Genomic DNA, 25612 nt, shown 5'->3' on the forward strand with positions numbered 1-25612 from the left:
GTGGCTTTCGCTCTTGAGTGTCAGCGTGTGATCTTGAAGACGGCGTAGGGCCGGTCGTGCGGATTCATCCACCAATGCTGGATCTTGCCGCGCCAGACGAAGCTCTGGCCCGTCACCATGTCCTCGACCATCACCGTGCCGTCGTCCGGCAGGCCGAGTTCCCAGAGCGGGACCTCGAAATGGCCGCCCTGCGGCGCGTGCGGGTCCAGCGTGACGGCAAACAGCAGGAACGAGGAAAGGTCGTCCGTGCGCTTGGCATAGTAGACGACGTTGTCGTTCCAGAAATTGAAGAACGCCAGATTGCGGAAGTCCCGCATCGCCGGCTCGGTGCGGCGAAGCCGGTTGAAGAAGGCGACGTCGTCGCGGATATTCCCGGGTGCCTTCCAGTCGAAGGCACGGATCTCGTATTTCTCCGAATTGAGATACTCCTCCTTGCCCGGAACGGGAAGGAATTCGCACAGCTCGAACCCGGAATAGATGCCGTAATTGCCGGCCATCGTGGCCGCCAGCGCCAGGCGGGTACGGAAGCCCGGCCGCCCGCTGACCTGGAGGTAGAGCGGGTTGATATCCGGCGTGTTGACGAAGAAGTTCGGGCGCATGAACTCGGCGCACTCGTCCTGCGTCAGTTCGGTCAGATATTCCTGCAGCTCCGCCTTGGTGTTGCGCCAGGTGAAGTAGGAATAGGACTGGTTGTAGCCGACCTTGGCCAGCCGCTTCATCACCTTCGGGCGGGTGAAGGCCTCGGCGAGGAACACGACGCCCGGATCGACCTTGCGCACTTCGGCGATCATCCACTCCCAGAACGGGAACGGCTTGGTGTGCGGGTTGTCGACGCGGAAGATCCGCACGCCCTTGTCCAGCCAGAACAGCACGATGTCGCGCAGCTGGTACCAGATCGAGGGCAGCGCGCCGCGGTAGAAATGGACGTTGACGATGTCCTCGTATTTCTTCGGCGGATTCTCGGCGTACTGGATCGTGCCGTCCGGGCGCCAGTCGAACCATTCCGGATGCTCGCGAATCCACGGATGATCGGGCGAACACTGGATGGCGAAGTCGAGCGCGATCTCCAGCCCGTGCCTCTTGGCCGCCTCGATTAGCCGGGCGAAATCCTCGAACGTGCCGAGCTCGGGGTGGATCGCGTCGTGCCCGCCCTCCGCCGAACCGATCGCATAGGGGCTGCCCGGATCGTCGGGGCCGGGCGTCAGCGTGTTGTTCTTGCCCTTGCGGTTGACCTTGCCGATCGGGTGGATCGGCGTGAAATAGAGGACGTCGAAGCCCATTTCCTCGATGTCGGGCAGCCGCTTGATGACGTCGTCGAACGTGCCGTGACGCGTCACGTCGCCGGACTGCGAGCGCGGCATCAGCTCGTACCATGCCGAGAAGGCCGCGGCCGGCCGGTCGACCCAGACCGGCACCTTGCCGGGGTAACGCGAAAGGTTGGTGCGGTGCCCCGCCGCCGCAAGCAGCGCCGCCGTCTCCGGCGCCTGCATCAGCGCGTACTGGCCATCGAAATCCTTCTTCGAGGCAAGCTTCTCCAGCTTTTCCTGCAGCTTCTGCAGCGCCTTCTGGTCCGTCTTCGAACCACGGCCGGAGTTCTGGGCCTCCTTGACGAGATCCAGCGCCTCGATCAGCTCGAGCTCGATCTTCTGGCCGGCGTCGCGCTTCTTCTTCGCCTCGTCCCGCCATGTCGCGTAGAGATCGCGCCAGGCGATGATCGAGTACCGATAGGGCCCGGCCTTGTCGAAGACGATCCGGGCCGACCAGCGGTCGTTGACGACGAAGGCAAGCGGGGTTTCCGCCCAGCTTTCCTCGGCATCGGCCGGGCCGTAGATCACCGCCGCGGCGATCTTGTCGTGACCGTCGCTGAACACATCGGCCGAGACGACCAGCGGCTCGCCCTCTGCACGCTTGACCGCAAAGCGGCCGCCGTCGATCTCCGGCGCAACGCCTTCGATGACGACGCGGTTGGCGGCGAGTGCCAGGAGCGCCTCTTCCCCGCCCCGAGCCTGGAGCGCAGGAGCGGAGCCGGCGGCGAGTTCACGAGGCCTGGCCCGCTTGCGCGGCGTCTGGATAGCGTCGTCCATGAGAACTTCCCCGAATTGATCGCACGGCGATCACCGTATCGCTCCCTGGCGACACGGCGATGGCAGGCGGGATGCCGGTGCTCCGAGGAACAGCCGGCACAGTTCGCCCGCTCTAAGCTTAAGGCCGGCCGCGCGGGCTGGTTCCCACCGCAGTGCAAAAGACTGCTGCGACGGCTATCCCTCGTAGGCTCTCACCGTCTGGCGCTGTTCGCCGAGCCCCTTGCCGCCGAGCGTGATGACGTCGCCGGGCTTCAGATAGCGTTCCGGCTTCATGCCCATGCCGACGCCGGGTGGCGTGCCGGTGGTGATGACGTCCCCGGGCATCAGGCGCATGAACTGCGAGATGTAGGAGACAAGCGTCTTCACGCCGAAGATCATCGTCTTGGTCGAGCCGGTCTGCATCCGCTCGCCGTTGACGTCCAGCCAGAGATCGACCGCCTGCGGGTCGCCGAGTTCGTCCGGTGTCACCAGCCATGGGCCGAGCGGGCCGAAGGTCGGGGCGCTCTTGCCCTTCATCCACTGGCCGCCGCGCTGCGCCTGGAAGGTCCGCTCCGACACGTCGTTGCAGAGGCAGAAGCCGGCGACATGGTCCATCGCCTGGTCCTCGGAAACGTAGAGCGCCTCCTCGCCGATGACGATGGCGATCTCGACCTCCCAGTCGAGCCGGTCCGAGCCCTTCGGCACGATGACGTCGTCATGCGGCCCGACGATCGAGGACGTCGCCTTGTTGAAGAGGATCGGCTCCTTCGGGATCTCCATCCCGGATTCCTTCGCATGGTCGGCATAGTTCAGGCCGACGGCGATGAAATGCCCGACCCGGCCGACGCAGGGGCCGATGCGATGCGACGGATCGGCCTTGGCGAGTGCCTTGGGGTTGATCGCCCGGAGCTTGTCGAGGCTCGCCCGCGACAGCGCCTCGCCGGCGAGATCGTCGATCTCCTCCGACAGATCCCGCAGGATGTTCTCGTCGTCGATCAGTCCCGGCTTCTCCGAACCGCTTTCACCGTAACGCACCAGTCGCATGCCATTCCTCCATCGCGGATTTCGTGCGCCGCGACCGCGCTGGCGACCGGGCTCGGCAAGGGAGATAGCCGCCGCCGACGATTTGTCGCGGTCCGGCGTCGAATTCTGCGGCGTGGCCGGGCGATTGTGAGGTGGGACAGGGAGGCCCTTTATGGGCCGCGACTACTGCGCCGACTCTCCCGCCCCGGGGGCGATATCCGGCGGCGCGAGGTCCTGCCGCGCCGGCAGCGGTCGCCGCGGGGTGCCGCGCTCATAGGCCCGGTGGCCGAAAACGTAGGTCGCCACCGTCGCCCGCTCGTCGCCGAGCGTCATCAGCGCGAACAGCTCCTCCTCCAGCGTCTCGACGCGCTCCATCCGCCGCCGCATCGCCGGCGTGGCCGAACTGTCGAGCACCACGAGATCGGCCTCGTGGCCCGCAATGATGCGGCCGATCCGGTTGTCGAGGCCCATCGCCTCGGCATTGCCCGCGGTCATCATGTGGAAGGCCTCGAGCGCCGGCAGCTTCTGGCTCCGCAGCGCCAGCACCTTGTAGGCCTCAGCGGCGGTCCGCAGCATCGAATAGCTGGTGCCGCCGCCGATATCGGTGGCGAGCCCGACCTTGATGTCGCCCTCGCGTATCGCCTCGCGGTCGAACAGGCCGGAGCCGAGAAAGAGGTTCGAGGTCGGGCAGAACACCGCCGTCGCGCCGCCGGCGGAAAGCGCCGCCCGTTCGCGCACCGACAGATGGATGCAGTGGCCGAACATCGCCTTCTCGCGCACCAGCCCGTAGCGCTCGTAGACTTCCGTATAGTCCTTCGACCACGGGAATGCCTCGCGCACGAAGGCGATCTCCGCCTCGTTCTCCGACAGATGCGTCTGGATGTGCATGTCCGGAAATTCGCTCGCCAGCGCCTCGGCCGCCTCCAGCTGCATCTCGCTCGATGTCGGCGCGAAGCGCGGGGTGATGGCATAGGAAAGCCGGCCCTTGCCGTGCCAGCGGCGGATCAGGTCGCGCGATTGCTGGTAGCCGGTCTCCGGCGTGTCGAGCAGCGCCGGCGGGCCGTTGCGGTCCATCATCACCTTGCCGGCGACCATGCGCATGTTTCGTTGCGCGGCCTCCGCGAAGAACGCCTCGACGCTCTCCGGATGGCTGGTGCAGAAGACACCGGCCGTCGTCGTGCCGCTGGCGAGGAGCTCGTCGAGAAGGAAGCGCGAGGCAGAAGCGGCGACGGCTGGATCGCCGTAGCGGCTCTCTTCCGGAAAGGTGTATTTCGCCAGCCATTCCATCAGCTCGGCGCCATAGGAGGCGATGACCTGCGTCTGAGGCATGTGGAGATGCGGGTCGATGAAGCCCGGCAGCACCAGATGCGGCCGGTGGTCGACGACGGTCATGTCCGGGCGCAGCCGCTTGAGCAGGGCGCTCGCCTCGCCGACCTCGCGGATCAGCCCCTTCTCGACGACGACCAGCCCGTCTTCGACATAGCGGACGGCGCGGCCGAGCTCCTCGTCGCGCGGGTCGGCGTCGAAGGAGAGGAGCCGGCCGCGGATCGCGATGCTGCCGCCCTGCCCGGTCATGGCGCCCGAGCCTCCGCAACGTAGCGCCCGGAGCCGGCGGCGATCCAGCGCGCCAGCGTTTCCCGCTCGGCGGGCTCCAGCCCGGTGACGTTGCCGGGCGGCATCGCGACGCTGCGCACCGCCTGGCGGTCGATCAGCGCGGCGTAGTGGATGATGTCGTCGCGGCTCTCCAGCCTGATGTCCTTCGGCGCGTGGCCGATCCCGGGCCAGAGCGGCTCGGCCGCATGGCACATCGAGCAGCGCGACAGGACGATCGACTCCACGTCCGACATCAAAGGCGAGGCCATCAGCGCCACCGCCGGATCGCCCTGCAATGTGCGCGCTTCCGCCGCCTGCCCGCCGCGCCAGCCCGGCGCGCCCGAGAGCGTGATCACCACGGCAAACAGCACGCCGGCGACGGCCCAGCACCACCAGAGCTGCTGGCCGGTCGCGTGCATCGTGTTGAAGAAATGCCGGATCACCGCCCCGATCAGGAGCACCAGCCCGGCGATCGCCCAGTTCCATTCCGTCGCGAAGGCCAGCGGATAATGGTTCGAGAGCATCAGGAAGATGACCGGCAGCGTGAGATAATTGTTGTGCAGCGAGCGCTGCTTGGCCTCCTTGCCGAGGCGTGCTTCCGGCGTGCGGCCGGCCTTGAGGTCGGAGACAACGATGGTCTGGTTGGGGATGATGGTGAGAAACACGTTGGCGGTCATGATCGTCGCGATCATCGCCCCGGTGTGCAGCATCGCCCCGCGGCCGGAGAAGACCTGCGAGAACAGGAAGCTCGCCGCGACCACGTAGACGAAGAGCGCCGCGAGCAGCGCCGTGTCGTTGTTCTTCAGCGGCGACTTGCAGAGCCCGTCATAGACGATCCAGCCGAGCGCCAGGCCGCCAATACCGATGGCGGTTGCGCCCCATACCGGCAGATCCGCCTTGGTGGGATCGATGAGATAGAGCTCCGCGCCGACATAGTAGACCAGGAAGAGGAGCGCCGCGCCCGAGAGCCAGGTGGAATAGCTCTCCCATTTGAACCATGTGAGGTCCTCCGGCATGTGCGGCGGCGCGACCATGTATTTCTGCACGTGGTAGAAGCCGCCGCCATGCACCTGCCAGGCCTCGCCGCCGACGCCCTCCGGCAGTTGTCGCGGCCGGCGCAGCCCGAGATCCAGCGCGATGAAATAGAAGGACGAGCCGACCCAGGCGATGGCGGTGATGACGTGCACCCAGCGCACGCCAAAGCTCAGCCATTCGGCGAAATAGGTCCACATCGGCGGCGATGCTCCTTGCGAAAGAACGGCGGCGAAGGGTCCGAAGACACCTCGCCGCCGACAACGGGCGGGAGCGGGACGGTTCCCGCCCCGCTCGGAACGGGCGGCAGCCTCAGCTCTGCACGCCTTCCACGTACCAGTCCATCTTGAGGAGATCGCCGTCCGGCACCACCTCGCCGGCCGGCACTTTTTCCTCGCCCGACTGGTCGTTGATCGGGCCGGTGAACACCTCGTAGGTGCCGGCCTTGGTGTCGTCGACGATCTTCTGGGCGGCGGCCTTCACGTCCTCGGGCATCTTGTCGTTGAACGGCGCCATGACGACCTCGCCCTCGGCCATGCCGAGCCAGACATTGTCCGCCTCCCAGGTGCCGTCGAGCAGCGCCTGCACCCGCTGGACGTAATACGGGCCCCAGAGGTCGACGATCGCCGTCATGTGGGCGTTGGGCGCGAAGCTGGTCATGTCCCAGGCCTGGCCGAAGGCGATGGCGCCGGCCTGCTCGGCGGCCTGAAGCGGCGCCGGCGAGTCGGTGTGCTGGGTGATGACGTCGGCGCCCTGGCTGAGCAGCGCCTTGGTGGCGTCGGCTTCCTTGGCCGGGTCGTACCAGGAATTCACCCAGACGACCTGGGTGGTGAATTCCGGGTTCACCTTGCGCGCCGCCAGCGTGAAGGCGTTGATGCCCATTACCACTTCCGGGATCGGGAAGGAGGCGACATAGCCCGCCTTGCCGGTCTCCGACATCATGGCGGCGATGGTGCCGAGCACCGCGCGGCCCTGGTAGAAGCGCGAATTGTAGAGGCCCATGTTGTCCGAGCCGGTCTGGTAGCCGGTGGCGTGCTCGAACTTCACGTCCGGGAACTGCTTGGCCACCTTGATCGTCGGGTTCATGAAGCCGAACGAGGTGGTGAAGACGATGTCGTTGCCGTCCTGGGCGAGCTGGCGGATGACGCGCTCGGCATCGGGCCCCTCGGCGACGTTCTCGACGAAGGTGGTCTCGACCTTGTCGCCGAGCTGCTCCTCCAGATATTTGCGACCCTGGTCATGCGCGAAGGTCCAGCCGAAATCCCCGACCGGGCCGACATAGACGAAGGCCGCCTTGACCGTCTCCTTGGTCTCCTGGGCAACGGCCGGCAGGCCGAGCGAGACCGCGGCCATCGCGGTGATGGCGCCGGCCATCAGGCGGCGGCGGGTGGTGTGGATCATGAAACGGCTCCTTTGACTTGTTGCGGGAGGGCTTGGTTGGTTCAGGCGCTCGCCCGGAACGGCCGGCCGAGGCAGGCCGGCGCGACGGTGCGGGCGCTTCGGCGTCCGGCGGATATCAGGGCGAGGACGAGGATGGTCGCGAGATAGGGAAGCGCCGACAGGAATTCCGGCGCCAGGAAGTTGAAGCCGGCCGCTTTTGCCTGCAGCTCCATCGTCAGCACGAGGCCGAAGAGGTAGGCGCCGACCAGCAGCCGCCCCGGCCGCCAGGACGCGAAGACCACGAGCGCGATGGCGATCCAGCCGCGCCCCGCCGTCAGCCGCTCGGCCCACATCGGCGTCAGCACCAGCGAATAATACGACCCGCCGAGCCCTGCCATGGCGCCGCCGAACAGCACCGCCAGCGTGCGCACCGTCAGCACCGGATAGCCGATGGAATGGGCGGCCTCGTCGCTCTCGCCGACGGCGCGCAGGATCAGGCCGGCGCGCGTATGCTTGAGGAACCACCAGACGGCGAAGGTCAGGATCAGCCCGAGATAGACCAGCGGCGAATGGCCGAAGACCACCCGCCAGACCGGGTCGCTCGCCAGCGAGGCCGGGAAGATCGGCCCGAGCGTCGTCGTTGTGATGCCGACGAAGGGCGCGCCGATCAGCGCCGAGACGCCGGTGCCGAAGATGGTGAGCGCGAGGCCCGTCGCCACCTGGTTGGCCATCAGGCCGAGCGTCAGCATGGCGAAGATCGCGGCGGCGACCGCCCCGGCGGCCATCGCCGCGACCGCGCCCAGCGCCGGAATGCCGGTAGTGACGGCAACGGCGAAGGCGGTGACCGCGCCGATCAACATCATGCCCTCGACGCCGAGATTGAGGACGCCGGACTTTTCCGCGACCAACTCGCCGAGCGCGGCGATGAGCAGCGGGGTCGCCGCCGCAGCGACGGTCATCAGGATGGCGACGAGAAGCGCCGTGCTCATGCGGTTTCCGCCTCTGTCTCGGCCCTGCCGCGCTCCGGCGCGGTCGACGTCCGGGCACTGGCGGCGACTGGCGCCGACCCGGCTTTCTTTCGCGCCACCAGCCGGTAGCGCACCAGGATGTCGGCCGCGAGCAGGAAGAACAGCATCATCGCCTGGAAAACGCCGGTGGCGGCCGACGGGAGGCCGATCACCGTCTGGGCGCTCTCGCCGCCGACATAGGTCAGCGCCAGCACCAGCGCCGCCACCAGGATGCCGAGCGGATGCAGCCGGCCGAGAAACGCCACGATGATCGCCGTGTAGCCGTAGCCGGTCGGGAACTGCGGGACCATCTGGCCATAGGGCCCGGCGGCTTCGAGAATGCCGGCGAGGCCGGCCATGCCGCCGCCGACCAGCATCGCCAGCCACACCGTCGAGGCCTGGCTGAATCCGCCGTAGCGCGCGGCATCGGGCGCAAGGCCCATGACGCGCATCTGGAAGCCGGTAACCGAGCGGGCCATCAGGAACCAGGCGGTCAGCGCCAGCGCCGCGGCGATCGGCACGCCGAGATGGATCAGCGTCCCCGGCACGATCGTCGGCAGCGTCTGGGCGGCAGAGAACATCGCCGTCTGCGGGAAGTTGAACCCCATCGGGTCCTTCCATGGCCCGCGCATCAGGTAGTACAGCAGCTGGATCGCCACGTAGTTGAGCATCAGGCTCGACAGGATCTCATTGACGTTGAACCGGGTCCGCAGCAGCGCCGGCACCCCGGCCCAGATCATGCCGCCGAAGACGCCCGCCGCGATCATCACCGGCAGGATCCAGAACCCGTCGAGATCGAGCGTCATCAGCGCGATGCCGGTGCCGGCGAGGCCGCCGAGAATGTACTGACCCTCGCCGCCGATGTTCCAGATATTGGCGCGGAACCCGATGGAGAGGCCGATGGCGATGATCGCCAAAGGCGCCGCCTTCACGAAGAGATCCTGCCAGCGATACGGGTTGAACAGCGGCACGACGAAGATCTGGTAGACCGCCTGCAGCCCGTCATGGCCGAGCAGCGTGAACAGGATAGCCCCGGCGAGCAGCGTCGCCAGAACCGCGATCACCGGGGCGGCGACCATCATGGCGCGACTGGGCTCGCGTCGCGGTTCGAGCGCCAGCGCCATCAGGCCGCCCTCTCCGCCTGTGCTTCGCCCGCGTCGTGCGCGCCATGGATGCCGCCCATCAGCAGCCCGACCCGCTCCACCGAGATGCCCCGGACCGCCATCGGCTCCGACAGCCGGCCCTCGTTGATCACCGCGATCCGGTCGCACAGCTCGAGCAGCTCGTCGAGATCCTGGCTGACCACGACGACCACCGCGCCCTTGGCCGCGAGGTCGATCATCGCCTGGCGGATGAAGCCGGCAGCGCCCGCGTCGACGCCCCAGGTCGGCTGCGAGACGACGAGGATCGACGGGTCCTGGCCGATCTCGCGCCCCATGACGAATTTCTGCAGATTGCCGCCCGACAGGCTGCCGGCGAGGGCCTGGGAGCCGGTCGCCTTGACCGAGAAGGCCTTGATGACGCCGTCGGCGAAATCGCGCGCGGCGCCGAGATCGAGCAGCCCGCCTTTGGCGAGACCCTTGCGCACCCGGGCGGAGAGGATGGCGTTGTCGGCCAGCGTCATGCCGGGCACCGCAGCGTGGCCGTTGCGCTCTTCGGGGACGGCGGCAAGGCCGAGGCGGCGGCGCGCCGACACGCCGAGCGCATCGATGCGCTGCCCATCCAGCGTGATCGTGCCGCTGACCCCCGCCACGCGCTCGCCGGAGAGCACCTCCAGAAGTTCGTTCTGCCCGTTACCCGCAACGCCGGCGATGCCGAATATCTCGCCTTTGCGGACCGAGAAGGAGATGTCCCTCAGGCTCGTGCCGAAGGGCGGGGCGCCGGGAGCGGAGAGACCGGCGACGGTGAAACGCTCCCCGCCGACCGTCCCGTCAGGCTTCGCGGAAAGGTTCTTGAGGCTGCCGCCGATCATCAGCTCCGCCATCGAGCGCGCCGATTCCGCCCGCGGATCGCAGGTCGCCACGACCTTGCCGCCGCGCAGGATCGTCGCGGTGTCGCAGAGCGCTTTGATCTCGTGCAGCTTGTGGGAGATGTAGAGGATCGAGCAGCCTTCGGACGCCAGCCGGCGCAGCGTCGCAAACAGCTGCTCCACCTCCTGCGGCGTCAGCACCGAGGTCGGCTCGTCCATGATCAGCAGCTTCGGCCGCTGCAGCAGCGCCCGCACGATCTCGATGCGCTGCCGTTCGCCGACCGACAGCGTGTGGACGTGGCGGTGCGGATCGAGCGCCAGGCCGTAGGTGTCGAGGACGCTGCGCACCTTCGTCTCGAGCTCGCGGCGCGGCGGCGGCTCGTCCATGCCGAGGGCGATGTTCTCCAGCACCGTCATCGCCTCGAAAAGGGAGAAATGCTGGAACACCATGCCGATGCCGAGCGCCCTTGCCTCGCGGGGCGAGTGGATCGCGACCGGCTTGCCGTCGAATGCGATCTCGCCCTCGTCGGCCTTCTGGACGCCGTAGATGATCTTGACCAGCGTCGACTTGCCGGCGCCGTTCTCGCCGAGCAGCGCGTGGATCTCGCCCGGCCGGACGGCGAACGACACGGAATCGTTGGCGACGACGCCGGGGAAGCGCTTGGTGATGCCTGTAAGCTGAAGGCGCGGCGCCATGTCGGTGCGGCTCATCCCGTTGATCTCGCGGGATGACTATTGCACTGCGACGCAGCGCCTGCAAAGCGATCGGTCAGCTTTTCCTGTTGATCGGAAAGCAGGCAGGTGAGGATTTCCGCGGCGGTGAGCGCGGCGATCACTTCCGGCCGCTTGTCGCGCAGCGCCGGCCCGCCGATCGGCAGGGTCAGGCGAGCGATATCGGGGCCCCGCCCCTCGGCTTCGAGTTGGCGACGGAAGCGCTCGCGCTTCGTCGCCGAGCCGATCATCCCGACATAGGCGGCGTCCCCCCGGGCGAGCGCCGCGGCGGTGAGCATGAAATCCAGCGAATGGGCGTGGGTCATCACCAGATAGGCCGCGCCCGCCGGCGCGTCGGCGATCTCCGCCTCGGGCAGCGCGGCGGCGACCGCCGTGACGGCATCCGGCACCCCCTCCAGCGTCCCCGGACGGCTGTCGATTAGCCGGACGTTCAGCGGCAGCAGTGCCAGCGCCGCAGCCAGCGCCCGGCCGGTGTGACCGGCGCCGAAGATCAGCACGGCGGGCCTGGCGAGGCGCCTGGTCTCTTCGTCTGCCAGCATGGTCGCCATCAGCGCCGCATCCGCGCGGCGGATCGCCAGCCGCACCCGGCCGCCGCAGCACTGGCCGATGTCGGGACCCAGCGGCACGTCGATGGCTGCGCTGTCCTCGCCTGACGCCAGCAGCGCGCGGGCCCGCTCGATGGCGTCGTATTCCAGCCGCCCGCCGCCGATCGTGCCGGCGATGTCCGTCGCCGTCACCGTCATCGTCACGCCTGCCTCACGCGGCGTCGACCCGCGCGCTTCGACCACGGTCACCAGCGCCGCCGGGGTGCCGGCCGCGACCGCGGCGCGCAGGGTTTCGGCGACGCTCATCCCTGCGCCCGGACCTGCTCGACCGCCGCCAGCACCCGCTCCGGCGTCGCCGGCGCGTCGAGGTCGGGGAAGACCCGCCCGTCGCCGGCCGCGATCACCGCGTCGGTGAGCGCCGAGAACACCGAGATCGCCAGCATCAGCGGCGGCTCGCCCACCGCCTTCGAGCGGTAGATCGTCGCCGCCCGGTTCTCGCCCCTGTCCCACAGGGCCACTCGGAAATCGTCCGGCCGGTCGTTGGCCGTCGGGATCTTGTAGGTCGAGGGCGCATGCGTCCTCAGCCGGCCGCTAGCGTCCCACCAGAGTTCCTCGGTGGTCAGCCAGCCCATGCCCTGGATGAAGCCGCCCTCGATCTGGCCGAGGTCGATCGCCGGGTTCAGCGAGCGGCCGACATCGTGCAGGATGTCGGCGCGCAGCAGCCGGTATTCGCCGGTGAGCGTGTCGATGACGACTTCCGAACAGGCCGCGCCATAGGCGAAATAGTAGAACGGAATGCCGCGGGCCTTGTCGCGGTCGTAGCTGATGCCGGGCGTCGCGTAGAAGCCCGTGGAGGACAGCGATACCCGGGCGAGATAGGCCTCGCCGACGAGGTCGCGGAAGCGTCTTTCCTCGTTGCCGATTCGCACCCGGTTCGGCGCGAACACCACCTGGTCGCGCGGCACCTTGTAGCGCTCGACGGCGAAGTCGATCAGCCGGTCCTTGATCGTGCGGGCCGCCGCCTGCGCCGCCATGCCGTTGAGGTCGGAGCCCGAGGACGCTGCCGTCGCCGAGGTGTTCGGCACCTTGGCGGTGGTCGTGCCGGTGATCTTCACCATCCCGACATCGATCTGGAATTCCTCGGCGACGACCTGGGCCACCTTGGTGAACAGGCCCTGCCCCATCTCGGTGCCGCCGTGGTTGAGATGCACCGAGCCGTCCTTGTAGACGTGCACCAGCGCCCCGGCCTGGTTGAGATGGCTGGTGGTGAAGGAGATGCCGAACTTCACCGGCGTCAGCGCCAAGCCCTTCTTCAGCACCGTGTTGGCGGCGTTGAACGCCCGGATCTTCTCCCGGCGCACCCGGTAGTGCGACGTCGCCTCCAGTTCCTCGACGATCTCGCCGATCACCGAATCCGTCACCTGCATGTGGTAGGGCGTCACGCCGCTGCCGTCGGCGGGATAGAAATTGCGCCGGCGCACGTCGAGCGGGTCGAGCCCGGTGGCGAAGGCGACGCGGTCCATCGCGCGCTCGATCCCGACCATGCCCTGCGGGCCGCCGAAGCCGCGAAATGCGGTGTTGGAGACGGTGTGCGTCTTCAGCCGCCGCGAATGGATGCGCGCGGCCGGCAGGCGGTAGGCGTTGTCGGCGTGGAACATCGCCCGGTCGGCGATGGCGCCGGAGAGATCCTTGGAATAGCCGCAGCGTACCAGATGCCGCATGTCGGCGGCGACGATGCCGCCGTCCGGATCGAAGCCGATGTCGTAGTCGATGCGGACCTCGTGCCGCTTGCCGGTCATCACCATGTCGTCGTCGCGGTCGAGCCGGCACTTGGCCGGCCGGCCGGTCTTGACCGCAGCAAGCGCGGTAACGGCGGCGAACAGCGCCGGCTGGCTCTCCTTGCCGCCGAATCCGCCACCCATGCGCCGGACTTCCACGGTGACGGCATGGTCTGGCACGCCGAGCATCCTGGCGACGTTGTGCTGGACCTCGGAAGGATGCTGCGTCGAGGAGCGCACCAGCACGTCGCCGTCCTCGAGCGGTATCGCGACGGCGATCTGCCCCTCGAGGTAGAAATGGTCCTGGCCGCCAAGTTCCAGCCGGCCCACGAGCCGAAGCGGCGCGGCATCGAGTGCGGCATCGGGATCGCCGATACGCATCTCGTGGGCCGGCAGCAGATCTTCACCCGCCGCATCGGCCTGGGCGAGGCCTGCATCGATCGAGATCGCCGCCGGCAGGTCCGCGTAGGTGACCACCGCCAGCTTCGCCGCCGCCCGCGCGGCGTGCGCCGTCTCGGCCGCCACGGCGAAGAGCGGCTGGCCGACATACTGGACGGTATCGACGGCGAAGATCGGGTCGTCGCCGAACACCGGCGAATAGTCGTTCTCGCCGGGAATGTCGGCAGCGGTCAGCACCGCCACCACGCCGGGCGCTGCGCGGACCGCGGCGAGGTCGATGCCGCCGATCCGCGCATGCGCCCGCTCCGACATGGCGATATGGATCTGCAGCGTCCCCGGCAGTTCCGGCTCGTCGTCGATGTAGCGCGCCGTGCCGGCGACGTGACGGGCAGCGCTGTCATGGGCGAGCGGCGTCGCCACCCCGCCCTTGATCGCCGCCTCGTGGGTCGGCGGCCGCTCGTCCAAGGCAGACGGGCCAGGCTCGCCGGCCATGCCACGGTCCTGGATCCGGGTCTCGTCCATCACGCCGCCGCTCCCGCCGGCAAATCGTCGGCTTCCGGGGCGATGGCGGCGAGGCCCGGCCCGAGGCGGCCCTCTTCCTGCAGGGCGAAGCGGCGCAACAAGTTCTGCGCCGTCTTGAGGCGGTAGTCGGCCGAAGCCCGCATGTCGGTCAGCGGGGTGAAGTCCCCGGCGAGCGCCGCGACCGCCGCCTCCACCGCCTCCGTGTCGAACTTCCGCCCGACGAGGGCCGCTTCGGCCTGTGCCGCGCGCTTCGGCACACCCGCCATGCCGCCGAAGGCAAGACGGGCCTCGCTGACCGTGTCCCCGTCGAAGCTCAGCCGGAACGCGGCCATCAGCGCCGAAATGTCGGAATCGGAACGCTTGGCGATCTTGTGCGCGAAGAAGCGTTGGTTGCCCGCCAGCCGCAGCACCTCGACGGCGACGACGAATTCGCCCGGTGCCCGGTCCTGCTTCCCATATTCGATGAAGAAATCGGCCAAAGGCAGCCGGCGCATCTCCTCGCCGCGGCGCAGATAGAGATGCGCGTCGAGGGCGATCAGGCAGGGCGCGAGATCGCCGATCGGCGAGCCGTTGGCGATGTTGCCGCCGATCGTCCCGGCATTGCGGATCTGCGCCCCTGCGAAGCGCCGCATCATCTCGCCGAGGTCCGGGTGGATGCTCGCAAGCGTCGCCGTCGCGGCGCGGTGCGTCACGCCGGCGCCGAAATAGATCCGGCCGGCCGCCTCCTCGATCACCTGCAGGTCGCGGACATGGCTGATGTCGATGATCAGCGGCAGGTCGCGATGCTGCTTGGTCACCCACAGCCCGACATCGGTTGCGCCGGCCACGAGCAGCGCCTCCGGATGCGCGGCATATAGGTCGGCCAGATCGTCGACGTGGCGGGGCGCGAACCAGCGGTCCTCGCCAACGCGGTAGGAGAAGACGTCCGTGCCCTCGATCGCGGTCAGCCGCCGCGCCAGCGCAGCGTCGCCCTGGGTGTCCTTCGGCGGCGGCAGCTGCGCCAGGCTCAGCCCTGCCTCGACGATCGGGCCGTAGCCGGTGCAGCGGCAGAGATTGCCGGCGATCAAATCCTTCACCGACTGGCGGTCCGCGATCGCGCCGTTCAGCCAGCCGGCATGCAGCTGCATCACGAAGCCGGGCGTGCAGAAGCCGCATTGGCTGGCGTGCTTCTCCACCATCGCCGTCTGGATCGGATTGAGCCCCTCGCGGCCGAGATGTTCCACCGTCTCGACGGCCCGGCCGTTCATCGCCGGCAGGAACTGGATGCAGGCGTTGACGGTGCGCCGTTGCAGGCCGCCTTTATGGTCCGGTTCGGTGACGATCACCGTGCAGGCGCCGCAATCGCCCTCGGCGCAGCCTTCCTTGGTACCGGTCAGCCGTTCGGTCTGGCGCAGATAGTCGAGCAGCGTCGTCGTCGGGCGCAAGCCGCTGACGCTGCGGTCCTCGCCGTTGAGAACGAAGCGGATCGGGTCGCAGGGCATTTGCGGCTCGGCCATCAGCTGCCCCGGTAGGTGGAATAGCCGAAGGGCGAGAGCAGCAGCGGCACGTGGTAGTGGCGGCGTTCGGAAATGCCGAAGCGCAGCACCACGTCGCCGAGAAATTTCGGCTCGGCGAGCGCGATCCCCAGGGCGTCGAAATAGTCTCCGGCGGCGAACACCAATTCGTAGATTCCGGTCTCGAAAGCCGGCCCCGCCATCAGCGGCGCGTCGCAGCGCCCGTCCGCGTTGGTCACCGCCTTGGCGACGAGGCTCCGCTCGCCCGCCGCGCCGATTCGCGAGAGCGTCACCGCAATGCCGGCCGCAGGCCTGCCGAGGCTGGTGTCGAGCACGTGCGTCGTCAGCCGAGCCTGTTCTGCTTCGTCCATTCAGGCTCCGTTCGCGAGGTTTTTGACCATACGGTCAGCATCCTGCACCAGCCGGTGCGAATCCGTAAAGCACTGTCGCGGCACCCCGGCCCCCTCGCCATCTGCCGGGGCGGCCACAAATCAGTCCCGAACGCCCGCCCGCCCGCGATGCGCGTTCCGGCACGGAGGACCACGATGCGCAGCGAACCGGCCTTTCTCTTCGACCTCGACGGCACGCTCGTCGACAGCGTCTACCAGCATGTCATGGCCTGGCAGGAAGCGCTGGACAGCGAGGGCATCGAGCTGTCGGTCTGGCGCATCCACCGCAAGATCGGCATGAGCGGCGGGCTGTTCACCAACCAGCTGCTGCGCGAGACCGGCACCGCCATCACCGAGGAGACCAGCGAGCGGCTGCGCCATCGCCATGCCGAGGCCTACGGCCGCTTCTCGGCCTCGGTCCGCCCGCTGCCCGGCGCGATCGAGCTGCTGGCGGCGCTGAGCGACGCCGGCATCAAATGGGCGATCGCCACCAGCGGCCGGATGGAGACGGCGCAATACAATCTCGAGCGTCTCGGCGTCGATCCGGACAAGGTGCCGGTGATCACGAGGGACCTCGTCAAATATGCCAAGCCCGACCCGGATCTCTTCATCGCCGCCGCCGAGCGGCTCGGCGTTCCGACCGAGGGCTCGATCGTCGTCGGCGATTCGATCTGGGACATGCTGGCGGCGCAGCGCTGCCGGGCACTGGGCGTCGGTCTCCTCTGCGGCGGCTACGGCACAGACGAGCTGGAGCGGGCGGGTGCCTTCCGCGTCTTCGAGGATCCGGCGGACATGCTGCTCCACCTCGACGAAGTCGGTGGGCGGCGCTGAGTGCAAGCGGTCGGATACGGCTTGCGAGCAGTAAGGAAATCTCCTTAGCTTGAGCCAGGAGACCGCGATGAAACCCGAAAGGCCCCGCTCGACATCTCTGAAGGTTTCCCCCCGCCCGGAGGAAAGCGCCGAAGCGCAGGGACGGCGATGATCTCCCCGGTGCGGAGGGAAATCGCCATCGTTCTCCTATTGAGGCCCCGGCGGCCTTGACGCGAAACCCGTTTGCGCTGTTCACCGAATGGGACAGCGAGGCCGACCACAAGGCCTACGACCAGCTTTAGGCGAAGCGGCGGGAAGCGCCTCGCCGGCAGCATGAAAGATCCATCCCGATGATCCGCCCCGCATGACCCGCTATCCCCGCGACCTCGTCGGCTATGGCCGGACGCCGCCTGATCCGCAGTGGCCCAATCCCGGCGGCAAGGGCCCGGCGCGGATCTGCGTCCAGTTCGTGATCAATTACGAGGAGGGCGGCGAGAATTCGGTGCTCCACGGCGATGCCGCCTCCGAGGCGTTTCTGTCGGAGATCGTCGGAGCGCAGCCCTGGCCCGGGCAGCGGCACATGAACATGGAGTCGATCTACGAATACGGCGCGCGCGCCGGCTTCTGGCGGCTCTGGCGCCTGTTCACCGCGCGGCGGATGCCGGTCACCGTCTACGGCGTCGCGACCGCGCTGGAGCGCAATCCGGAAGCCGTCGAAGCGATGCTTGAGGCGGACTGGGAGATCGCCTCGCACGGGCTGAAATGGATCGACTATCGCGACTACACGCGCGACGACGAACGCGATCACATGGCAGAAGCGATCGCCATCCACACCACCGTCACCGGCGAGCGGCCGCTCGGCTGGTACACCGGCCGCTCCTCGGAACACAGCCTCGAGCTGGCGGCGGAGGAAGGCGGCTTCCTCTATGCCTCGGACGCCTATGCCGACGATCTGCCCTACTGGCAGGAGACCGGGTCCGGGCCGCTGCTGATCCTGCCCTACACGCTGGACAGCAACGACATGCGCTTCGCCGCGCCACAGGGCTTCAACTCGGGCGACCAGTTCTTCGCCTATCTGAAGGATTCCTTCGACGTGCTCTATGCGGAGGGCGAGGCAGGCCAGGCGAAGATGCTGAATATCGGCCTGCATTGCCGCCTCGTCGGGCGGCCCGGCCGCGCCGCGGCGCTCGCCCGCTTCCTCGACTACATCGAATCGAAGGACGACGTCTGGGTCGCCCGCCGCATCGACATCGCTCGCCACTGGCGCGAGCACTTTCCCTATGCCGAAATCTTCCGGCCAACCCGGCTCTCGCAGACCGAGTTCGTCACGCTCTTCGGCGCCGTATTCGAGCACTCGCCCTTCATCGCCGAACGCACCGTCGCGCGCGAACTCGGCCCGGCCCACGACCGGCCGGCCGGGCTCGCCGGCGCGATGATCCAGACATTCCGCGAGGCCAGCGACACCGAGCGGCTGGGGATTCTGAAGGCGCATCCGGACCTCGCCGGGCGCCTTGCGCTGGCCGGCGAACTCACCGAGCAGTCGGCGCGCGAACAGGCGGGCGCCGGGCTCGATCGGCTGACGGAAGACGAGCTCGCCCGTTTCACCGAACTGAACGACCGCTATGTCGCGCGCTTCGGCTTTCCCTTCATCATCGCCGTCGGGGGCCTCGGCAAGGGCGACATCCTCGCCGCCTTCGAGACCCGTGTCGGCAACGATCGCGATACCGAATTCGCCACCGCCTGCCGCCAGGTGGAGCGGATCGCGCAGCTGCGCATCGCGCAGATCTTCAAGGACAGAGCATGACGTCAGAGCGTTCCATCACCGCCCCCGCCTCGCCCGAGACCGCCGACCTCCTGACGCGCTACGTCGACCTCGCGCATCCCCGGCTCGGCACCGAGGTGACTTTCGCGACCGACGATTTCTTCGCCGACAAAAGCCGGATGATCGCGCCGGAGGCGCCGGTCTTCTATCCCGACCGCTTCGACGACCACGGCAAGTGGATGGACGGCTGGGAATCGCGCCGCAAGCGCACGCCGGGACACGACCACGCGGTGCTGCGCCTCGGCCAGCGCGGTACGATCGCGGCGGTGGATATCGACACCTCCTTCTTCACCGGCAACTTCCCGCCCGAGGCGATGCTCGAGGCCGCCGATACGGTCGGCGAGCCGGGCGAGGGCGACTGGCAGGTCCTGGTGCCGCGCCGGGCGCTGGCCGGCGACAGCCACAACATCGCCGAGGCCGCCTCCACCGGCCCCGTCCGCTGGCTGCGCCTGCACATCTATCCCGATGGCGGCGTCGCGCGGCTGCGGGTCTATGGCACCGTCGCGAAGGACTGGGCCGCAGTGCCCGCCGACGCCGTGGTCGATCTCGCAGCGGTCGAGAACGGCGGCACGGCGCTCGCCTGGAACGACGCCCATTACGGCCACCCGGCCAACATGCTAGCGCCGGGCCGCGCGCCGGTCATGTCCGACGGCTGGGAGACGGCGCGCCGCCGCGTGCCCGGCAACGACTGGTGCGTGCTCAAGCTCGGCACCGCCGGCACGATCGAGCGCCTGCTCGTCGACACCCGCCACTACAAGGGCAATTTCCCGGACCGTTTCACCCTGCGCGCCGCGCGCCTCGACGCCGACCCCAACCCAAACGCGATCGAGGCGGAGAGCGCCAGCTGGCCGCTGCTGCTCGCCGAGACGAAGCTTTCGGCCGATGCGGAAAAGACCATCGACGCGGTCGAGAAGCTCGGCCCGGTCACCCATGTGCGGCTCGACATCTTCCCCGATGGCGGCATCTCGCGGCTGCGGCTCTACGGCCGCAAGGCGTCGTGAGCGACGGCTCGCCCCTGCCGATCCGCGTGCAAACACTGACGCGCGCGGGCTTCGCTCCCTTCGGCGACGTCATCGAGACGGACGGCGCCGAGCAGCGGCTGATCAATGGCGGGACGACGACGCGCTATCACGACCTCGCCCGGGTGGACGTGGCGGCTGAAGGAGGTCGCCCGCTGATCTCGATCTTTCGCGGTCAGCCTTTCGCCCTGCCGGTGGCGATCACCATGATGGAGCGCCATCCGCTCGGCAGCCAGGCCTTCGTGCCGCTGCAGAAGATGCCGTTCCTCGTCGTGGTCGCGCCTGATGAGGGTGGCCGTCCGGGCGCGCCGCTGGCCTTCCTCGTCGAGGACGGCCGGGGCGTGAATTATGCCCGAAACGTCTGGCATCATCCGCTCCTCGCGCTCGACGCGGTCAGCGACTTCCTCGTGGTCGATCGTGGCGGCGCGCAGGCCAATCTGGAAGAGGCGAGCTACCCGCATCCCTACGTTGTGACCGGCGCCTGAAGCGCATTCGTCCAAGACCCGCTTTCCGGCGCGTGCCGTTGTGGCAGGCTTTCTGCTGGACATGGGTCCGCCGAGCCCCAGATGCGGGAAAGAATGCTGCACGGGCGAAGGAACCACACAATGCGCGCCTCCCTTGGATCCATCGTCGCCCTCATCGCGATATGCCTTCTTGCCCTGATCGGCCTGGCGCTGACCGGCGGCGGCATCTGGCTGCTGACGCTCGGGGGTTCCTGGTATTACCTCGTCTGCGGCATCGCGTTCCTGGCGACCGCGGCGCTGGTGTTCCTGCGGCGACCCGAAGCCCTCATCGTCTTTGCCCTTGTGGTCGTCGGAACGTTGATCTGGGCGCTCTATGAAGTCGGCTTCGACTGGTGGCCGCTGGCGGCACGCGGCGGCCTCGTCTTCCTGCTCGGCCTGCTGCTGCTGACGCCGTGGGTCACCCGGCGGCTCGGCACCCGCAACGTCGCCGATGCGCTCGACGGCCGCGACCGCCGCCCGACCGTGACGCATGGCGCCGGTGCCGCCCTCAGCGCGGCTCTCGGCATCGCCCTCGTGGTCGCCGTCTCGTCCTGGTTCTCCGATCAGCACAATATCGTCGGCTCGCTGCCCGGTCCGCGGGCGGAAGCCCCGACCTATGACATCCCGGACGGCGAATGGCATGCCTATGGCCGCACGCAGGCCGGCCAGCGCTACTCGCCGCTCGCCCAGATCACTCCGGCCAATGTCGGCGATCTCGAGGAAGCCTGGCACTATCACACCGGCGACGAGTCGCAGCCTGGCGACCCGACCGAGACGACCTTCCAGGTGACGCCGCTCAAGATCGGCGACCGGCTTTTCCTCTGCACGCCGCACCAGAACGTCATCGCCGTCAACGCCACGACGGGCGAGGAGATCTGGCGTTACGACCCACAGATCCAGGGTGAGCTTGCCCTGCAGCATCTCACCTGCCGCGGCCTTTCCTACCAGCCGCCGGGGGACGCCACGGCCGCTGCTGCGCCGACTGCCGTTCCCGACGCTGCCGCAACCGAAGCGCCCGATGCAGCGACCCCGGCCGGCGCGACGCCGCCAGCCGCAGCCGCGGACACCGAGCAGGCTGGCGAGGGCGAAGCGCCGGCAGCCACGGCGACCGAACTCTCCCAGGGCGGAAACCTGACGGCACCGCAGACGGGCGGCGAAGCCGAGACCGATCAGCCGGTCTCCCCGGAGGCCTCGGCCGGTCAGCCTGTGGCGGCCACGACGTCCTCCCGCGACACCGCGACCTGCGACGCCAAGCTGTTCATGCCGACGGCCGACGCCCGCGTCATCGCGCTGGATCCCGAAACCGGCGCCGTCTGCGGCAATTTCGGCAATGGCACGGGCCAGATCGACCTCTGGCAGCGTATGCCCAACGTCAATCCCGGCTCGTACTACTCGACCTCGCCGGTCATCGTGGCTGGAAACCTGATCATCGTCGGCGGCACTGTGCTCGACAACGTGTCGACCAGCGAAGCCTCCGGCGTCATCCGCGCCTTCGACATCGCCACCGCAGAGCTGGTCTGGGCCTGGGATTCCGGCAATCCCGACCAGACGGCGCCGCTGCCGGAAGGCCAGACCTACACGCCGAATTCGCCGAATTCCTGGTCGATCTCGGCGGCCGACGAGGAACTCGGGCTGGTCTACGTGCCGCTCGGCAACGAGCCGCCGGACCAGTGGGGCCCCGACCGCAGCGAGGCGGTGGAGCGCTTCTCGTCCTCGGTCGTGGCGTTGGACATCGCGACGGGCGAAGTGCGCTGGGTCTACCAGACCGTGCATCACGATCTCTGGGATTTCGACGTGCCATCGCAGCCCTCGCTGCTCGACATCACGGTCGGCGGCGAGAGCGTGCCGGTGCTGGTCCAGCCGACCAAGCAGGGCGAGGTCTTCGTCCTCGACAGGCGGACCGGCGAGCCGGTCCTCCCGGTCATCGAGAAGCCGGCGCCCGGCGGCGCCGTCGAGCCCGACTTCACGGCGCCCACCCAGCCTGTCTCGGCGCTCTCCTTCGACCCGCAGGCCTTGCGCGAATCCGACATGTGGGGCGCGACGATGCTCGACCAGCTCGCCTGCCGCATCGCCTTCCGCGGCTACAAATACGAAGGGCGCTACACCCCGCCGTCGCTGGAAGGCACGCTCGTCTATCCGGGCAATTTCGGCGTGTTCAACTGGGGCAGCGTTGCCGTGGATCCGGTGCGCCAGGTGATGTTCTCGACACCGGCCTATCTCGCCTTCGTCTCGACCCTTGTGCCGCGCGATGACGAGACGTCGCTGGTCGTCAACGACGAGCAACCGGAAGGCGCGCTTCCGGCGCTCAACGAGAATTTCGGCGCGCCTTACGCCGTCGAGCTCGCGCCCTTCACGTCATGGCTCGGCCTGCCCTGCCAGGCGCCGCCATGGGGCTACGTCGCCGGTGCCGATCTCACCACCGGCGAGATCGTCTGGATGCACAAGAACGGCACGGTCCGCGACCAGTCGCCGATCCCGGTTCCCTTCAAGATGGGCGTGCCGGATCTCGGCGGACCGGTGATGACTGCCGGCGGCGTCGCGTTCATCTCGGGCACGCTCGACTACTACGTCCGCGGCTATGACGTGACCACCGGCAAGGAACTCTGGAAGGCCCGCCTGCCGGCGGGTGGCCAGGCGACGCCGATGTCCTACGAGGGCGCCGACGGCCGGCAGTATATCCTGGTCGCCGCCGGCGGCCACGGCTCGCTCGGCACCAAGCGCGGCGACAGCGTCATCGCCTATGCCCTGCCGGACCGCAGCGCCGAGGCAGACGCCGAATAATCAGACCGAAAGCATGATCGGGGGCCGCTCACGGTCCCCGATCGTATCAGGCGAAGCGCCTTGCGGCCGCGCCGTGCTCGGCGCGCAGCCGGGCGACGTCGATACCGACCGGCATGCCGTCCTCCACCCGCCACGACCCTTTCACCATTACCCGGTCGGCGCGCGTCGCGCCGCAGAGCACCAGCGCGGCGATCGGATCATGCGCGCCCGAAAAGCGCAGCTCGTCGAGGGTGAACAGCGCCAGATCCGCCTGCAGTCCCACCGCGATCCGGCCGATATCGGCGCGGCCGAGACAGGCGGCGGAGCCTTCCGTCGCCATGGCGAGGACGTCGCGGGCGGTCATCGCTTCCGCCGAACGGTAGTTCAGCCGCCCGACCATCAGCGCATGCCGCGCCGCCTCGATCAGGTTCGACGCATCGTTCGACGCCGATCCGTCGACGCCGAGGCCGACGGGCGAGCCCGCCGCCTGCAGCTCGTTCACCGGGCAGAAGCCCGAGGCCAGCACCGCATTGGATGCCGGGCAGTGGCAGACGCCGACCTTGTGGGCGCCGAGCCGCCGGCATTCCTCGGTGGTGAAATGGATGCCGTGGGCGAGCCAGGTTCGCGGGCCCAGCCAGCCGACTTCTTCCAGATAGTCCACCGGGCGGCAGCCGAAGGTCGCCTCGCAGAAACGGTTCTCGTCCTCGGTCTCGCCGAGATGCGTGTGCAGCCGGCAGTCGTGTCTGTCGGCCAGCGCCGCGCTGGCGATCATCAGGCTCTTGGTGACGGAAAACGGCGAGCAGGGCGCTAGCGCGATCTGCGTCATCGCCCCGTCGGTGCGGTCGTGCCAGCGGCCGATCAGCCGCTCGCTGTCGGCGAGGATATCGTCCTCGTCCTGCACCACGGTGTCCGGCGGCAGGCCGCCATCCTTCTGGCTGAGATTCATCGAGCCGCGGGTCAGCGTCATGCGGATGCCGAGCGCCGTGGCCTCCTCCGCCTCGATGTCGATCGCGTTCTCGAGCCCCTGCGGGAAGAGATAATGATGGTCCGCCGCGGTGGTGCAGCCGGACATCAGGAGCTCGGTCAGGGCGAGCCGCACCGACAGGCGGAAACTCTCCGGATCGAGCCGCGCCCAGATCGGGTAGAGGCTGGTGAGCCAGGGAAACAGTTCCTTGTCGATCGCCGCCGGATGCGCCCGCGTCAGGGTCTGGTAGAAATGATGGTGGGTGTTGACGAGGCCGGGCAGCACCACGTGGCGCGAGGCGTCGAAGACCGCGTCCACCGGCTGCGCCGGGGCCGCACCGGACGGCACCAGCTCGGCGATCCGCTCGTCCTCGACGACGATCCCGCCCTCGGCTCCCTCGGCGAGGATCGCCAGCGGGTCCTTCAGGAACAGCCGCGTCACGCGGCGTGCTCGACCGCCGGCAGGCCGCCCGTGGCGACGAGGAACGCCAATATGTCGCCGATCCCCCTCGCCCGCGACAGATCGGCAAAGATCGTCGCGCCGTCCCCCCTGCCCCTGGCGGCATCTTCCCGCATGCGCTCCAGGTCGGCGCCGACATAGGGCGCGAGATCGGTCTTGTTGATCACCAGGAGATCAGAGCGGGTGATCGCCGGCCCGCCCTTGCGCGGGATGTCCTCGCCCTGGCAGACCGAGATGACGTAGATCGACAGGTCCACGAGGTCCGGCGAGAAGGTCGCGGCGAGGTTGTCGCCGCCCGACTCCACCAGCACGAGGTCGAGACCTGGATACCGGGCGTTGAGGTCGCGGATCGCTGCGATGTTGATCGAGGCGTCCTCGCGGATGGCGGTATGGGGGCAGCCGCCGGTCTCGACGCCGATGATCCGGTCCGAACTGAGTGCCTGCAGGCGCACCAGCGCCTCGGCGTCCTCGCGCGTGTAGATGTCGTTGGTGACGACGCCGATCGACCAGGTGTCGCGCGCCGCCTTGCACAGCTTTTCGACCAGCGTCGTCTTGCCCGAGCCGACCGGGCCGCCAATGCCGACCCGGAGCGGGCCGTGTTTCGAGATCATGAGCGGAACAGCCTCGTGTGCAGGGTTTCGTGCCGCATTGCGGCAATCTCCGACCCTAGCGCCGAGGAGCCGAGATCGTCCAGCGTCGCGCGCTCCGCTCGGCTCGCCGCGTCGCCGATGGCCGGCTCCAGCCCGTGAAGGACGCGCACCGCGACGCTCTGCGGCAGCGGCACCAGCCGCACCGCGGCCGAGACCAGCGAGGCGGCGAAACCGTGGGCATAGGCGATCAAGGTGTCCGCCAGCGGCAGCCCCGCCATGGCCGCGAGGCGCCCCGCGGCAATCGGATAAGGCAGGCCGCCGCAGGGCGCCGTGACCGCGGAAAGGCCGGCCGGCGTTTCGGCACCCGGTCCACCACCGACGCCGGCCCAGTGCGCAGACGCCTCGGCAAAGGCCGCGCCCAGCGCCAGCGTCTCTGCCCGGCGCTCGGCGCTGCCGGCCAGCGCGACGCCGAGTTCGGCGACCGAAGCGAGGCGCTCTTGGTCCCCGGCCGCCGCGGCATGGAACGCCTCGGCCATCAGCACCAGGTCGTTCCAGCCGCTGCCCCGGTCGAGCAGCAGGGCGACCCAGTCGGCGACGCCGTCGCCATTGGTAACGACGCCCTCGGCCACCGCCGATTCCAACCCGTGCGACCAGGCGAAACCGCCGATCGGAAAGGCCGGCGAGAACAGCGTCAGCAGCTGAGGCAGCCACGGGCGTGCCGACGTCTCAGCCGACTGACGCAAGGCGTCTTCGGAACGGC

The 25612-nt window shown here is 68.7% G+C and carries 20 protein-coding genes; 5 read left to right on the forward strand and 15 right to left on the reverse strand.

Annotated features, from left to right (window positions below):
* Positions 1–20: 20 nt before the first annotated feature.
* The 12 genes from GGR03_RS11655 to uraH form a co-directional block, all read right to left on the reverse strand.
* Complete coding sequence (locus tag GGR03_RS11655; protein WP_210292116.1) at positions 21–2084, reverse strand: alpha-1,4-glucan--maltose-1-phosphate maltosyltransferase; 2064 nt, start codon at positions 2082–2084, stop codon at positions 21–23.
* 174 nt (positions 2085–2258) lie between these two features.
* Positions 2259–3107 (reverse strand): fumarylacetoacetate hydrolase family protein, encoded by an 849-nt coding sequence (locus tag GGR03_RS11660; RefSeq protein WP_183208222.1) that lies wholly within the window; start codon positions 3105–3107, stop codon positions 2259–2261.
* 162 nt (positions 3108–3269) lie between these two features.
* Complete coding sequence (guaD, locus tag GGR03_RS11665) at positions 3270–4661, reverse strand: guanine deaminase (protein WP_183208224.1); 1392 nt, start codon at positions 4659–4661, stop codon at positions 3270–3272.
* Positions 4658–5911, reverse strand: coding sequence for a urate hydroxylase PuuD (locus GGR03_RS11670; RefSeq protein ID WP_183208226.1), 1254 nt, complete (start codon positions 5909–5911; stop codon positions 4658–4660). The genes guaD and GGR03_RS11670 overlap by 4 nt, the downstream gene beginning before the upstream one ends.
* A gap of 112 nt (positions 5912–6023) precedes the next feature.
* On the reverse strand, positions 6024–7085 hold the full coding sequence (locus GGR03_RS11675; protein WP_183209184.1) for a BMP family ABC transporter substrate-binding protein: 1062 nt from the start codon (positions 7083–7085) through the stop codon (positions 6024–6026).
* 68 nt (positions 7086–7153) lie between these two features.
* A complete protein-coding gene (locus GGR03_RS11680) occupies positions 7154–8080 on the reverse strand; it encodes an ABC transporter permease (RefSeq protein ID WP_183208228.1) in 927 nt (308 codons plus the stop codon).
* Complete coding sequence (locus GGR03_RS11685; RefSeq protein ID WP_183208230.1) at positions 8077–9222, reverse strand: ABC transporter permease; 1146 nt, start codon at positions 9220–9222, stop codon at positions 8077–8079. Before GGR03_RS11685 ends, GGR03_RS11680 begins: the two co-directional genes overlap by 4 nt.
* A complete protein-coding gene (locus tag GGR03_RS11690) occupies positions 9222–10763 on the reverse strand; it encodes an ABC transporter ATP-binding protein (protein ID WP_183209186.1) in 1542 nt (513 codons plus the stop codon). The genes GGR03_RS11685 and GGR03_RS11690 overlap by 1 nt, the downstream gene beginning before the upstream one ends.
* Positions 10764–10774: 11 nt before the next feature.
* Positions 10775–11650 carry a xanthine dehydrogenase accessory protein XdhC gene (xdhC, locus tag GGR03_RS11695; protein ID WP_183208231.1) on the reverse strand — a complete coding sequence of 292 codons (876 nt, stop codon included), beginning with the start codon at positions 11648–11650 and terminating at the stop codon, positions 10775–10777.
* On the reverse strand, positions 11647–14043 hold the full coding sequence (gene xdhB / locus GGR03_RS11700; protein WP_183208233.1) for a xanthine dehydrogenase molybdopterin binding subunit: 2397 nt from the start codon (positions 14041–14043) through the stop codon (positions 11647–11649). The genes xdhC and xdhB overlap by 4 nt, the downstream gene beginning before the upstream one ends.
* The gene (gene xdhA / locus GGR03_RS11705; RefSeq protein ID WP_183208235.1) at positions 14043–15539 is read right to left on the reverse strand and encodes a xanthine dehydrogenase small subunit; all 1497 of its coding nucleotides are present in this window, start codon (positions 15537–15539) and stop codon (positions 14043–14045) included. Before xdhA ends, xdhB begins: the two co-directional genes overlap by 1 nt.
* Positions 15539–15907 carry a hydroxyisourate hydrolase gene (gene uraH, locus GGR03_RS11710; protein WP_183208238.1) on the reverse strand — a complete coding sequence of 123 codons (369 nt, stop codon included), beginning with the start codon at positions 15905–15907 and terminating at the stop codon, positions 15539–15541. Before uraH ends, xdhA begins: the two co-directional genes overlap by 1 nt.
* Before the next feature lie 174 nt (positions 15908–16081).
* Here uraH and GGR03_RS11715 point away from each other — a divergent pair, with 174 nt between their 5' ends.
* The 5 genes from GGR03_RS11715 (at position 16082) to GGR03_RS11735 (ending at position 22860) form a co-directional block, all read left to right on the forward strand.
* Positions 16082–16756: an HAD family hydrolase gene (locus GGR03_RS11715; protein WP_183208240.1), complete on the forward strand. Its 675-nt coding sequence runs from the start codon at positions 16082–16084 to the stop codon at positions 16754–16756.
* Between the two features lie 343 nt (positions 16757–17099).
* Positions 17100–18539: an allantoinase PuuE gene (gene puuE / locus GGR03_RS11720; protein ID WP_183208242.1), complete on the forward strand. Its 1440-nt coding sequence runs from the start codon at positions 17100–17102 to the stop codon at positions 18537–18539.
* The gene (gene alc / locus GGR03_RS11725) at positions 18536–19558 is read left to right on the forward strand and encodes an allantoicase (RefSeq protein ID WP_183208244.1); all 1023 of its coding nucleotides are present in this window, start codon (positions 18536–18538) and stop codon (positions 19556–19558) included. Before puuE ends, alc begins: the two co-directional genes overlap by 4 nt.
* Positions 19555–20061, forward strand: a complete 507-nt coding sequence (locus GGR03_RS11730; protein ID WP_252920222.1) for an ureidoglycolate lyase — start codon at positions 19555–19557, stop codon at positions 20059–20061. The genes alc and GGR03_RS11730 overlap by 4 nt, the downstream gene beginning before the upstream one ends.
* A gap of 120 nt (positions 20062–20181) precedes the next feature.
* Complete coding sequence (locus tag GGR03_RS11735; RefSeq protein ID WP_183208246.1) at positions 20182–22860, forward strand: outer membrane protein assembly factor BamB family protein; 2679 nt, start codon at positions 20182–20184, stop codon at positions 22858–22860.
* A gap of 46 nt (positions 22861–22906) precedes the next feature.
* Here GGR03_RS11735 and GGR03_RS11740 read toward each other — a convergent pair whose 3' ends face one another.
* The 3 genes from GGR03_RS11740 to GGR03_RS11750 are packed head-to-tail and all read right to left on the reverse strand — an operon-like array spanning position 22907 to position 25595.
* Positions 22907–24244: an 8-oxoguanine deaminase gene (locus GGR03_RS11740; RefSeq protein ID WP_183208248.1), complete on the reverse strand. Its 1338-nt coding sequence runs from the start codon at positions 24242–24244 to the stop codon at positions 22907–22909.
* Positions 24241–24873: an urease accessory protein UreG gene (gene ureG, locus GGR03_RS11745; protein WP_183208249.1), complete on the reverse strand. Its 633-nt coding sequence runs from the start codon at positions 24871–24873 to the stop codon at positions 24241–24243. Before ureG ends, GGR03_RS11740 begins: the two co-directional genes overlap by 4 nt.
* Positions 24870–25595 (reverse strand): urease accessory protein UreF, encoded by a 726-nt coding sequence (locus tag GGR03_RS11750; RefSeq protein ID WP_210292117.1) that lies wholly within the window; start codon positions 25593–25595, stop codon positions 24870–24872. Before GGR03_RS11750 ends, ureG begins: the two co-directional genes overlap by 4 nt.
* Positions 25596–25612: the final 17 nt, after the last annotated feature.

Source organism: Aurantimonas endophytica, from assembly GCF_014196845.1.
Lineage (GTDB): Bacteria > Pseudomonadota > Alphaproteobacteria > Rhizobiales > Rhizobiaceae > Aurantimonas > Aurantimonas endophytica.

What these genes read in the sequence shown, in the direction of transcription:
- ureG (WP_183208249.1), bottom strand. Translation starts at nt 24,873, where the DNA reads ATGATCTCGAAACACGGCCCGCTCCGGGTCGGCATTGGCGGCCCGGTC.
- GGR03_RS11680 (WP_183208228.1), bottom strand. Translation starts at nt 8,080, where the DNA reads ATGAGCACGGCGCTTCTCGTCGCCATCCTGATGACCGTCGCTGCGGCG.
- xdhB (WP_183208233.1), bottom strand. Translation starts at nt 14,043, where the DNA reads ATGGACGAGACCCGGATCCAGGACCGTGGCATGGCCGGCGAGCCTGGC.
- xdhC (WP_183208231.1), bottom strand. Translation starts at nt 11,650, where the DNA reads ATGAGCGTCGCCGAAACCCTGCGCGCCGCGGTCGCGGCCGGCACCCCG.
- GGR03_RS11715 (WP_183208240.1), top strand. Translation starts at nt 16,082, where the DNA reads ATGCGCAGCGAACCGGCCTTTCTCTTCGACCTCGACGGCACGCTCGTC.
- GGR03_RS11735 (WP_183208246.1), top strand. Translation starts at nt 20,182, where the DNA reads ATGCGCGCCTCCCTTGGATCCATCGTCGCCCTCATCGCGATATGCCTT.
- guaD (WP_183208224.1), bottom strand. Translation starts at nt 4,661, where the DNA reads ATGACCGGGCAGGGCGGCAGCATCGCGATCCGCGGCCGGCTCCTCTCC.
- GGR03_RS11690 (WP_183209186.1), bottom strand. Translation starts at nt 10,763, where the DNA reads ATGGCGCCGCGCCTTCAGCTTACAGGCATCACCAAGCGCTTCCCCGGC.
- GGR03_RS11685 (WP_183208230.1), bottom strand. Translation starts at nt 9,222, where the DNA reads ATGGCGCTGGCGCTCGAACCGCGACGCGAGCCCAGTCGCGCCATGATG.
- puuE (WP_183208242.1), top strand. Translation starts at nt 17,100, where the DNA reads ATGACCCGCTATCCCCGCGACCTCGTCGGCTATGGCCGGACGCCGCCT.
- xdhA (WP_183208235.1), bottom strand. Translation starts at nt 15,539, where the DNA reads ATGGCCGAGCCGCAAATGCCCTGCGACCCGATCCGCTTCGTTCTCAAC.
- alc (WP_183208244.1), top strand. Translation starts at nt 18,536, where the DNA reads ATGACGTCAGAGCGTTCCATCACCGCCCCCGCCTCGCCCGAGACCGCC.
- GGR03_RS11670 (WP_183208226.1), bottom strand. Translation starts at nt 5,911, where the DNA reads ATGTGGACCTATTTCGCCGAATGGCTGAGCTTTGGCGTGCGCTGGGTG.
- GGR03_RS11655 (WP_210292116.1), bottom strand. Translation starts at nt 2,084, where the DNA reads ATGGACGACGCTATCCAGACGCCGCGCAAGCGGGCCAGGCCTCGTGAA.
- uraH (WP_183208238.1), bottom strand. Translation starts at nt 15,907, where the DNA reads ATGGACGAAGCAGAACAGGCTCGGCTGACGACGCACGTGCTCGACACC.
- GGR03_RS11675 (WP_183209184.1), bottom strand. Translation starts at nt 7,085, where the DNA reads ATGGCCGGCGCCATCACCGCGATGGCCGCGGTCTCGCTCGGCCTGCCG.
- GGR03_RS11660 (WP_183208222.1), bottom strand. Translation starts at nt 3,107, where the DNA reads ATGCGACTGGTGCGTTACGGTGAAAGCGGTTCGGAGAAGCCGGGACTG.